The following is an 11,597-nucleotide window of genomic DNA, read 5'->3' on the forward strand; positions in this document are numbered from 1 at the left end:
TAGCGGATGGAGTCGCTTTGGCAATACAGCACCGTTCATAACAGCGCCTGCAAGGTCATCGAAGAACAGACCTTGTGGGGGCAGACGGTGTGCCGTGTCTGGTTGCCGAACCAGGACGCGGTAGTGCGCGTGCCCCGCTCCGCCTTGCGGCCGCTGAGTGCCGATCTGCAGCCGGAGATCGAGGCCGGGCGCATTGCCTATGTGGCCGCCGCAGCCAAGGTGGCCGAGGTGCTCGAAGGTTCCACCAGCGCCACCGAGGGCCATGTATTGCTGGCTCCCATGGAGTCCAACGTCATTCCGCTGCCGCACCAGATACACGCCTTGTCCCGGGCCATCTCCGGTGACCGCGTGCGCTACCTGCTGGCCGACGAGGTGGGTCTCGGCAAGACCATCGAGGCCGGGCTGGTCATGCGCGAGCTCAAACTGCGCGGACTGGTGCGTCGGACATTGGTCGTCTCGCCGAAGGGAATCGCTACCCAGTGGGTGGCGGAAATGCAGACCCACTTCAACGAGCAGTTCCAGCTCGTGCTGGGCGACGACATCGGCACATTGCAACGCCTGGCTCCAGGGGCGGATCACCGGAGCTCAGCCTGGTCGATGTTTGATCAGGTCATCGTCTCCCTGGATTCGGTCAAACCCATGGACAAGCGGCGCGGCTGGACCGCCGAGCGCGTCGCCGAATACAACCACAGCCGGTTCGAGGATCTGATTACCGCCGGTTGGGATCTGGTGATCGTGGACGAAGCGCACCGCCTTGGTGGCAGCACCGATCAGGTCGCCCGCTACAAACTCGGCAAGGGGCTGGCGGAAGCCGCGCCCTATGTGCTGCTCCTTTCGGCGACTCCCCACCAGGGGAAGACCGATGCCTTCCATCGGCTGATGAACCTGCTGGATGACGATGCCTTTCCGGATATGGACAGCGTCTCCCGCGACCGGGTGGCTCCGTATGTCATCCGTACCGAGAAGCGCAAGGCCATCGATGCCGACGGCAAGCCGCTCTTCAAACCCCGGCGGACGCAGATGGCCCCGGTGGCCTGGGAGAGCCGTCATCGCCTGCAGCAGCTCCTTTACGAAGCGGTGACCGACTATGTGCGCGAGGGCTACAACCAGGCCCTGCGCGAGAAAAAGCGCCATATCGGCTTCCTGATGATCCTGATGCAGCGTCTGGTGGTCTCCAGCACCCGGGCGATCCGCATTACGCTGGAACGACGGCTCGCGGCGCTCAAGGAAGGCGAACAGCAGGCCAGCCTGCGCCTGGCGGAGCTGGAAAACGGTACGGAGGGATCGGAAAGCCCAGACGATGAAATGGCCGAGCTGTATGACATGGACGGCCAGGAGCTGCTCGATGAGCTGCTGAAATCCCACGTGTCGGCTCTGCAGAGCGAAGGAAGCCATGTTGAGACCCTGCTCGAAGCGGCGGTCCGTTGTGAGCAGGCGGGTCCGGATGCCAAGGCCGAGGCTCTGATCGAGTGGATCTACAAGCTGCAAGCCGAGGAAAACGAACCGGATCTGAAGGTGCTGATCTTCACCGAGTTCGTGCCGACCCAGCAGATGCTGAAGGAGTTTCTGGAAGCCCGGGGAATCTCGGTGGTCACCCTGAACGGCTCCATGGCCATGGAGGAACGTGGGGCAGCCCAGGATGCCTTCCGCAAATCGCACCGCGTATTGGTCTCCACCGATGCGGGCGGTGAGGGTCTGAACCTGCAGTTCGCCCATGTCATCATCAACTACGACATTCCCTGGAACCCCATGCGGCTAGAGCAGCGTATCGGCCGCGTGGACCGTATCGGCCAGCCCAAAACCGTACAGGCGATCAATTTCGTATTTGAGGATTCAGTCGAGTTCCGGGTCCGCGAAGTTCTGGAGCAGAAGCTCTCGGTGATCTTCGACGAGTTCGGCATCGACAAGACCGGCGACGTGCTCGACTCGGCGCAGGCCGGTGAGTTGTTCGAGGATGTGTTCGCCTCGGCCATCCTTAATCCTGACGGCATCGAAACCTCCGTCGATCACACGGTGGCCAGGATTCGGGATGAGATTCAGCAGGTGCGCGAGGCCTCCGCCATCTACGGCATATCCGAAGAGCCGGATGTGCAAACCGCTGAGCGTCTGCGCTCGCATCCGCTGCCCCACTGGGTGGAACGGATGACGGTGGGCTACCTCAATTCACACGGCGGCGCAGCCAGTCGCAAGCGCTCATGGTGGGATCTGAATTGGCCGGATGGCCAGGAACACCGCAAAGCCGTATTCAGCGCTCGGGAAGCGGATCGTCTAACCGACGCAACCCTGCTCAATCTCGAAAACAGCCGTGTCCGTGGTCTTGCCCTGAACCTGCCCCAGGTCGCGGCAGGTCAGCCATTGCCGTGCGTAACCGTAAGCGGGCTGCCAGCCAGCATCTCCGGACTCTGGGGGCTCTTTGAGATCCGTCTTCAGGCCGGAATGCACCAGAAGACACAACTCCTGCGCATCCCCATGGTGCGGCGTGGCTATGTCAGCGTGTTTTTGAGCGAGGAAGGCAAACTGTTTCTGCCCACGGCCCGGCATATCTGGGATGCGCTGCAGACAGCGGAAGCCGAGGTGCAAGCCACCCTCGGGCAGGATGACTCTATCACCGCCCATGAGCGTTTGCAGATTGCTGCCGAACAGGCCGGACAGGAGCTATTCGATGCCCTGCAGCAGGCGCACCTCGCCTCGGTGAACAGGGAAGAGGAACGCGGCATGGTCGCCTTCACCTCTCGGCGCAAGGCCATCGAACGAGTTGGGCTGCCCGAAGTGCGCCAGTACCGTCTGGCCCGCTGCGCTGCTGAGGAAAATGAGTGGCGGCATGAACTGCAATCAGCGCGGCAGATCGTACCGGAAATCCGGTCTCTGCTGATGCTGCGGATCATCAAGGGAGGCGCTCAATGAGTAGTTGGCGAGACGCCATCCTGAACGACTTTGTGCCCAACGTCAGCAAGCTGACCCTGGTCGCGGACCCGGATTGTCTGCTGACCGAGGAGAAGCTGGCATTGGAGCTTCGCGGGCGCGGGTTCGACCTGATCGAGTTCAGTGATCCGGTCGAATTCAGATACGCCTATGAGTCAAAGTACCGTTCGATATGGGACCGGGGTGAGCACACCGATCTGGTGGTAGTCCTCCGCTTGCAGGATGCGGAGCTGGAATCCTTGCCTTACGACCTACTCCAGGCGGGCCGCAAGCTTTCATTCAACTTGGGGGATCTCTTTCCCAACCTGAGCTATCCGGTCATTGAAAAGCTCGACAGGAGCTTGCTGGATTCGCTTTTTGAGGCCCAGCGCAAGTCGCCGCCGGATCGCATGGGCGACAACGCCACCAAGGATTTCATTCTCCGTCATGTGTTCGGCATTGCGGCCGAACTGATTGGGGGCGAGGTGGAGCTGCTTCGCGCCTTGCTGCGCCTGCACTACGGCAAACTCCAACTCCCGCTGATGCTGGCCGAGCGGCTTATCCAGGTTCTCAAAGGGCATGATGGATTCAAGGCTTGGCCGCTCTCTGAAATCGTTCCGGACGATGAGGCGTTCTTCGCCTTTTTGCAGGAACGCTGGCCGCTATTTCTTTCCAGGCTCGGCAGCGCTCATCAGGTACGGGAGGATTCGCCGGAATACGGCCTCAAGTATCCCGGCCCTGATCGCCTGCCGTTCGACCATCAGGACATCAAGGTCTACATCGACAACCTGTTCCTGGAGGGGAAACTCAGCCCTGTCGAGGCCAAAGGCATTGAAGTGGATGCCGGGTCCTGGGTCCGAAGCGGCATCGCCACCTCCGGCGTGGACGATGACGAGCTGCGGATCTCTCGCTTGTTTGGCCTTGTCGAGAAGGAACTGCCCACTGCGGAAGCGCGTTACTCGGACTGGACCGCCTTTGCGTTGAAATGGGCCGAACTCTCTTCGCTGGTTCATTGCGGCAACAGCACCGAGTATCAGACCCGGCTCAGGGAAATCGGCGATGCACTGAACGCGACCTTTGCCGCTTGGCTGGCCGACCACTACTCCAGTCTGATCAACTTGCCGCCGACCAATCCTGCCATGCTCCACCATGTGCCGCGCCGCCTGGCTCGGGATATCGAGGACTCCGGTAGCAGCCGTGCCGCGTTGATTGTGGTTGACGGCCTGGCCTTGGATCAGTGGGTAACCATTCGCCAGCTTCTGCAAAAGCAGGACGCCAATCTGGTCATGCGCGAATCCGCGACCTTCGCCTGGATTCCGACGCTGACCTCGGTATCGCGGCAATCGATCTTCTCGGGCAAGCCGCCACTCTATTTCCCGTCATCCATCAACTCGACCAACAGCGAAGAGAAACTCTGGAAACAATTCTGGGAAGGCCATGGTCTGTCCCGGCTGGATGTCGCTTACCAGCGAGGTCTTGGCGACGGCGATGCTGCGGGCGTCCTCGACTCCGCAATCCACCCCGGAAAGACCAAGGTGGTGGGGTTGGTCGTGGACAAGGTGGACAAGATCATGCACGGCATGCAACTCGGCTCGGCCGGGATGCACAACCAGATCAAGCAGTGGTGCCATGCAGGATTTCTTTCCGCGATGGTCGGCCAACTGCTGGATTACGGCTATGAGGTCTGGCTGACGGCCGATCACGGCAACATCCAATGCGACGGCAAAGGCCGCCCGTCTGAAGGTGTGATTGCCGAAACTCGCGGCGAGCGGGTTCGTGTTTATCCAACGCCGGAACTCCGCGCTCAGGTGGCTGGGGCCTTCCCGTTTGCCCACGAGTGGCAGCCGGTCGGATTGCCAGCAGATTATTTCCCCCTGGTGGCCGGTGGCCGCGACGCATTCGTGAACCCGGGAGATGCCATCGTAGGTCACGGCGGTGTAGCCATCGAAGAAGTTATCGTGCCCCTTGTGAAGTTTGAAAGAAGGACACGGTGATGGGCAAAAGACACGAAGCCATTGGCATCAAGCAGGCGATTCGTTTCGAGTGGATGCAGAAAGCAGCCAATCTGCTGCTGGCGGGACTCGACGCCAAAACCATCCGCCAGGAGCTGCATGAGTTCCTCGCGGATCGAAAAGGCAACGGCTCCGAAGGCGAACGAAGTGATCAGACCCGGACCTTTGTCGTCAACAATCTGATGAAGATCTGGGTCTCTCCTGACCCCGAGTTGATTCCATTCCGGGATGCCTCGCTGGCGTTTCTGAGGGAAAACCCGTCCATGGCCCTGGCGGTCCACTGGGGGATGATCTCGGCGGTCTATCCCTTCTGGTTAAATGTGGCCCGGCAGACCGGCCGTCTGCTGGCCTTGCAGGACCAAGTGACCCAGACGCAGATCATTAATCGCCTTAAGGAACAGTATGGCGACCGGCAGACCGTGAGCCGCTATGCGAGATTTGTCATCCGCTCCTTTGTCGCCTGGGGAGCCCTGAAAGATTCCGAGGCTAAAGGCTGCTATGAGAAAGCCGCTCCTGTGAGCATTGCCGAGCCAAACCTGGCCATCCTGATGTTCGAGTCCGCACTCCTGGCCACCCCGGAGGCCAAGGGCGCATTGGGGCTGCTACTGAACAACCCGGCATTCTTCCCATTCCAGCTCCCTGTGATGACAGGAGATTTTGTTTCCCAGCGCAGCGACCGGATCGACGTGGTTCGCTATGGGCTGGACGATGAGCTGTTGAAATTGAAGGGCAACTAAATCAGGGATGGGACGTGAATGCCTTGGACTTCGGAACACACTAAATGGCTCATCGACACCGGCGAACGACTGAAGACTGCCGACGGCAAGGAAGTCGAAGTCTGGGAGTTCCGTCATGAGAAAGACGAGGCAGTGCTCTCCGCATGGGCGAAACACTTCCGGAATCATTATTGCCTGGATGCTGAAATCGATTTCCTGCGGGGAAAGCAAACTCGTAAAGACTATCTCAATACACTTAAATTCCCTTGCTGTTCTACGAAGCTTGGCCCGGGAATACGAGCCGGTGATTTTGGTGAAATTCTCGTTGCTGACTACCTCCAGTGGCTCCTCGGCTTCTGGGTTCCGAGGGTACGCTGGGGCGCCAAGGTCATTCGTGACGAGTCACCAAAAGGAAGCGATGTCATTGGATTTCGCTTCCACAAAAAGGACTGTTCGTCGTCTCCAAAGGATGTGTTGATTGTATTCGAGGCAAAAACTAAGTTCTCCGGTTCTGGAAAAAACCGGCTACAAGATGCCATTAATGATTCAGCAAAAGATCACCTCCGCATAGGTGAATCACTCCACTTCATTAAGCAAAAGCTGTTCGATAAAGGAAATAGAAAACAAGCTGAGCTAATTGATCGATTTCAGAATCCAGTAGACGTTCCTTACAAGGAGTCCTTTGGTGCCGCAGCAATCATCTCAGATGAACATTTCGATACGAATGCCATAGTATCTTCCAACTGCGGGAAGATTCCGAAGGCTCCAAAATCAAAGGAGCATATTCCTCACCCAAACGGAGACTGTCTGGTTCTCTTGGTTATCAAGGGACCCGGCATGATGGACCTTGTCCACGAGCTCTACAGGAGGGCTGCGGATGAGGCCTGAAAAGAAATCCCAACTCCTGCTCGGTGTTACCAGATCAAAAGCCAAGATGCTCGAGTACGGTGTTCCGGAAGAGCACCACATCAAAATCACTCAAGATCCGGCAAAGCTCTTCACCCTCTCGATAGGCCTGCTTGGTGACCTCGCCGCCGCCATCAACCGGGAGGAGCCAGATCCCGATTCTCTCGCAGAGCTGAAAACCAATCTGCTATTTTCCGCCCGCTTTTTCGACTCCTACCTCCAGTCAAAGCTGAACGAGACACTTGATCCCTACCTCGTGCTTCTGGGCTCCGCCTCCTATTACCTGTGCGATCTGCCTGGGAGCGCTTCGGTATTGGCGAAGCGCATCGATGGTGACTGTCCGGATCTGGATGGCGATGCTTTGGAAGACCTGTTGCTTTGGTTGCTGCAGGCCGATCTGGGCACCTATTTTGATGGAGTCGAGGGACCATTCGGCGAATTCATCGACGGGATTTCAAAGTGGATTCTCCAGTTTTTCAAGAATGGGAATGGTGAAGATAATCTTCTCGATTTGGCCACGAAGCTGAGGGACGCCGTCTATGAGTTCGGCACACCAAGGCAGCTTCTATTTGGTGATGTGATCGCGGCCGTTCTGAGGAAAAAGCTGGAGAATTCTGCCTGGAAGGCTTTGCCGTCATATTCCGGGTTGCCCCGCGACAAATGGCTCCATGCGCTGCAAAAGGATTCGTTCATCAAGGAACTCTGGCCTGCGCAACACCTTTTGGGTAAGGCGGATGTTCTCAAAGGTGAGTCTGCCATCGTTCAAATGCCCACCAGCGCTGGCAAAACGAAGGCAACTGAACTGATCCTTCGAAGCGCGTTTCTGGCCGAGCGCGTGTCACTGGCCATCATTATCGCCCCGTTCAGGGCGCTGTGCCATGAGATCAAGAACAGCCTTGTCGAGGCATTCCACAACGAACCCACCAAGGTGGATGAATTGTCCGATGCCCTACAGACCGACTTCGAGATTGCCGAACTCCTGGGGCACCAACAAATCCTGGTCGTAACCCCCGAAAAGCTGCTCTACGTCCTTCGGCACGCTCCGGAACTGGCTGCCCACATTGGCCTGCTGGTTTTTGATGAAGGCCACCAGTTCGACAGCGGCACCCGAGGCATCACATACGAGCTGCTCCTGACGTCGCTGCGCTCCATGATTCCCGCAGGAACTCAGAAGGTGCTGATCTCAGCGGTCATCAGCAACGCCGAGGCTGTTGGAGAATGGCTCAACGGGAAATCCAAAACTGTTGATGGACAAAATTTACTGCCAACACATCGCAGTGTTGCGTTTGCCAGCTTCATTGACCTGAAGGGGGCCGCAATTAGAACCGGATGGATGAAATATGTAAATCCTGAAAGTCCTGAAGATCTTGAATATTTTGTTCCACAAGTAATTGATAAGATTAAGCTCGAAAGGAAAAAAGGCGAGTCGCTAACCAAACCAAAATACTTCCCTAATCCCACGGAGGGGAGAGAAATAGCAATATTTCTTGGGCTGAAACTTGTTTCAAAAGGGGCAGTAGCGATCTTTTGTGGAAGAAAGGACACTGCATCTGGTCTTTGTGAGCTGGCTGCAGAACGCTTCTCGCGAAAGCTGCCTCTGGCTGCTCCTTCGGACTTTTCTGACCAGGACGAAATTTCAAGACTGATTTACCTTATCAACACGAATCTTGGATCAGAAAGTCCATCTGCAATTAGTGCTCGGATAGGCATTTTCTCCCATCATGGGAATACGCCTCATGGAATACGATTGGCAGTTGAACACGCGATGCGGCTTGAGAGCATTCGATTTGTCATATGCACGTCAACCCTGGCACAAGGGGTTAATCTTCCGATTAGGTATCTTATAGTAACCAGCGTTTACCAAGGACTAGAACGAATTAAAGTTCGTGACTTCCACAACCTTATAGGACGCGCTGGTCGTGCGGGGATGCATACCGAAGGCAGTGTATTATTTGCAGATCCTGTGGTATTCGACAAAAGGAAATCCCGCGATGATAAGTGGCGATGGAATCAAGTTAAAGAACTATTAGAACCTCGCAATTCCGAGCCCTGCGTAAGCAATCTCCTATCCATCTTCGAACCAATCAAGAGTGATGACGAGAAGTACACCATCACAATGGAGGCCCTGGATTTTGCCAAGGCCTATATCAGTGACCCTGATGAAGTTGGCAAACTGGCAGCCGACATAGCTGCTCGACACAGGAGCAAAAAATTCTCAAAGGACGGTGTCGAACGACAAATCGCCTGGAGAATCAATCTTATCTGCGCAGTTGAGAGTTACCTATTATCTCATTGGGATGAGGTAGAAAATGGTCTTTCGGAAGAAGATGTGATTCGACTGGCTGAAGAAACGCTTGCTTTCTTCCTGGCTGATGATCAGAAAAAGGAGCATATCCGCGAGTTGTTTCAGCTTCTCGCAGGGAACATCTCTGCAAACATCACTGATCCGGCTCGCCGTAAAATCTATGGCCGGACGCTTTACGGTATTCAAGATGCCCAAGCCATCGAGGGGTGGGTCCATACCAACGCCGACAGTCTGCTTTCGATTGTTGATGAAACGGACGCGCTCGATCTTGCCTGGCCATTGCTTACCCGGAATATCAACAGTGGCGTATTCACCAAGTTCGATAAGCCGGAGGTGCTAAAAGAAATCGCGCATGGGTGGATCAGTGGAAAGCCCTTCAGCGATCTCCTGAAAATCATCCGTAAGCGAAAAGCCAAGATGATATGGGGCACCCGTCGGAGAGAGTTCAAAATCGATCATGTCGTCGATGTCTGCGAAGGGACGCTCGCTTATGACGGAGCGCTCGTTGTAGGGGCTGTGTGTGAATTCATCGAAACCCTGGACCAAGATGGCACTGGAGACCTGATCAATCGTCTGCAGCTTTTTCAAAAGCGACTGAAATATGGTCTTCCGACCGAAACCACCATAGCCCTTTACGAGCTTGGCTTTTCGGACCGCGTCATTGCTCAGGATCTTGCCGCATCCCTAAACCTGGCAGCAACCCAGAAGAAGGATCTCGTGAAGGCGCTGAAAAAAGATCGGGACGGAGCCAGGGCGGTGATGGAGAAATACCCAATCTATTTCCAGGAGAGGATGAATGAACTCCTGCAGTAGAAATCCAGATCATCGACCTAGGCTATCTCGCGCCCAAGGCTGCCTACTTGGCCAGCTTGCCGGAGACGCCCTCGGCAGCCTGGTCGAGTTCCAGTCGCCGGAGGAGATCCACCGCAGCTACCCGGAAGGCGTGCGAGAACTGGCCGAAGGCGGCACATGGAACACCATTGCCGGTCAGCCGACGGATGACTCGGAAATGGCGCTGCTGCTGGCCCGGATGCTGACAGAACGCGTGTCCTACTATTCAGACGCCGCGCTTCAGGCCTATCAATTCTGGCTCGACTCCGATCCCTTTGACTGCGGTATGACCATCGCCACTGGATTGCGGGGCCGTCCGAACCCCGACAGCCAGGCCAATGGGGCCATGATGCGGATCAGCCCCTTGGGCATCTTCGGAGCCAACTACCCATTGGAAACGGTGTGCGACTGGGCCAAGCAGGATGCCGCTCTGACGCATCCAAACCCGGTGTGTCTGCAGGCCAACGCGCTTTTCACCATGGCGATTGCCCACGCCATTGCATCTGGCTGCGAAGCCGAGAAGCTCTACCAGAATATCAAACAGTGGGCTGCCGACCTGGCAGTCGACCCGGCTCTCATGGAGGCCATCCATGGGGCTGCCGAAGCTCCACCGGAGGACTACGTCCAGCAACAGGGGTGGGTGTTGATCGCGTTTCGCAATGCCCTATGGCAACTGCTCAATGCCCCGAGCCTTGAAGCTGGCGTCGTCGATACGGTCATGCGGGGTGGCGACACCGATACCAACGCAGCCATTTGTGGGGCGCTACTGGGCGCGGTGTACGGCCTGGACGCCATACCCGCCCAATGGGTCGACCGGGTCCTGAACTGCCGCCCCAAGGCCGGACATCCCGGCGTCAACCGCCCGCGACCAGAGTGCTTCTGGCCGGTGGATGCTTTGGAACTGGCTGAAGGGCTGATTGGCAGGCAAGGAGCGCTTCCATGAAAAACATCAACAGTCGGCAACTGGCCAGAACTTGGCCTTACACACGATACAAGAGTTTCGAGGCATCTCTGCGTAAGGCTGCGGAACAATGGTTCAGCGAGCGAGGATGCGAAACCCATCATAGGATGGGGTACTGTCTCGCCCGTCATGATCTGTGGCCCATGAATCTCATCTGTGAAGATGTCGCGGATTACATCCGCCAAGAACAGGAGAGACATCTCGGCGAGGATTCGTTTCCTCTGCACAAATACCTGCATCACGGGCTAAGCAGCCAGGCGATGGCCTTCAATCTTATTGGCCCCCTGATTGTGCGCAACGATCTCGGCCCATTGAAGATTGCGATTGAAAGACTCGGTATCGATTGGCCAGGTGGGGACGTCGCGGCGGTTTTTGAGCACGACGACCGTTCAGTCTTTAACGAGGACAACGGCCAACCGACGTCTATCGACATTATTCTGTCAGGCACATGTAACAGCCTCTTTATCGAAGCAAAGCTGGTGGAACGAGAATTTGGTGGCTGCTCTGTTTTTGCCGGTGGTGATTGCGAGGGTCGGAATCCGTATCCAGACCGGCTTGGCGAATGTTACTTGCACCATATCGGCAGGAAATATTGGCAGCGTTTGGATGGGCTTGGCTTTTTGGAGGCGACTCTTGTTAATGGGGCCATATGTCCGTTTGCAAACTACTACCAATTTTTCCGTGAGGCGATGTTTGCCTTTGCCAAGCAAGGGTCCTTCATATTGCTGCACGATGCAAGAAACCCGGCTTTTTTGAGGTCAACGGATGATGGGATGGCGCACGGCGGGTTGTGGCCGTTTCTATATGAGGCGATCCCGCAGAACCTACGGCATCGAGTTGGCCGATTGACCATTCAAATGGTTGTTGAAGCGATACAAGAATCGGGCGGACACCAAGACTGGATTGGGGATTTCAAGAAAAAATATGGGCTCCATTAAGCCGATCCGGGCATCATTCGATTCCCG

At 56.4% G+C, this 11,597-nt stretch carries 7 protein-coding genes; all 7 read left to right on the forward strand.

Annotated elements, in window-relative coordinates:
- Nucleotides 1-6: 6 nt before the first annotated feature.
- Genes OEL83_04940 through OEL83_04970 form a run of 7 tightly spaced genes read left to right on the forward strand, consistent with a single transcriptional unit; the run spans nt 7 to nt 11,570 of the window.
- On the forward strand, nt 7-2,904 hold the full coding sequence (locus OEL83_04940; protein MDK9706376.1) for a DEAD/DEAH box helicase: 2,898 nt from the start codon (nt 7-9) through the stop codon (nt 2,902-2,904).
- Entirely contained in the window at nt 2,901-4,895 is a 1,995-nt protein-coding gene (gene pglZ / locus OEL83_04945) for a BREX-3 system phosphatase PglZ (protein MDK9706377.1), read from the forward strand. Before OEL83_04940 ends, pglZ begins: the two co-directional genes overlap by 4 nt.
- Nucleotides 4,895-5,650, forward strand: coding sequence for a hypothetical protein (locus tag OEL83_04950; GenBank protein ID MDK9706378.1), 756 nt, complete (start codon nt 4,895-4,897; stop codon nt 5,648-5,650). Before pglZ ends, OEL83_04950 begins: the two co-directional genes overlap by 1 nt.
- Before the next feature lie 18 nt (nt 5,651-5,668).
- A complete protein-coding gene (locus OEL83_04955) occupies nt 5,669-6,517 on the forward strand; it encodes a DUF1837 domain-containing protein (GenBank protein ID MDK9706379.1) in 849 nt (282 codons plus the stop codon).
- Entirely contained in the window at nt 6,507-9,653 is a 3,147-nt protein-coding gene (locus OEL83_04960; GenBank protein MDK9706380.1) for a DEAD/DEAH box helicase, read from the forward strand. Before OEL83_04955 ends, OEL83_04960 begins: the two co-directional genes overlap by 11 nt.
- Nucleotides 9,637-10,614, forward strand: a complete 978-nt coding sequence (locus tag OEL83_04965) for an ADP-ribosylglycohydrolase family protein (GenBank protein ID MDK9706381.1) — start codon at nt 9,637-9,639, stop codon at nt 10,612-10,614. Before OEL83_04960 ends, OEL83_04965 begins: the two co-directional genes overlap by 17 nt.
- Nucleotides 10,611-11,570 carry a hypothetical protein gene (locus OEL83_04970; protein MDK9706382.1) on the forward strand — a complete coding sequence of 320 codons (960 nt, stop codon included), beginning with the start codon at nt 10,611-10,613 and terminating at the stop codon, nt 11,568-11,570. Before OEL83_04965 ends, OEL83_04970 begins: the two co-directional genes overlap by 4 nt.
- Nucleotides 11,571-11,597 lie beyond the last annotated feature (27 nt).

Source organism: Desulforhopalus sp., from assembly GCA_030247675.1.
Classification (GTDB): domain Bacteria; phylum Desulfobacterota; class Desulfobulbia; order Desulfobulbales; family Desulfocapsaceae; genus Desulforhopalus_A.